We start from the raw sequence: 212 nt of genomic DNA on the forward strand, positions 1-212 counted from the left end.
AGCTAACAAAAGTGAATTTTTGGGGATTAGTCGGAAGCAAGCTATTTTAAGTTTTGTAAAAGGTACTTTGACTAACTCAAAACCAGCACAACAAAACGATTATGAGCTAATTAATTTTGAAAAGTTGCTTAGCTTTTATAAAAAACAAGGTTTTGAAGACTATGATCGACGTTTTAAATTAGCTTTAATGGTTAGAGTGATGTTAGATAAAA

Annotated in this window: 1 protein-coding gene; it reads left to right on the forward strand. The window is 29.7% G+C overall.

Annotation, left to right across the window (positions count from 1 at the left end; all coding sequences use genetic code 11):
• Positions 1-212 (forward strand): hypothetical protein (locus CBI42_RS12990; protein WP_179211458.1); only part of this gene is annotated, 212 nt, incomplete at both ends.

Source organism: Streptococcus sp. KR (genome assembly GCF_002238115.1).
Taxonomy (GTDB): domain Bacteria; phylum Bacillota; class Bacilli; order Lactobacillales; family Streptococcaceae; genus Streptococcus.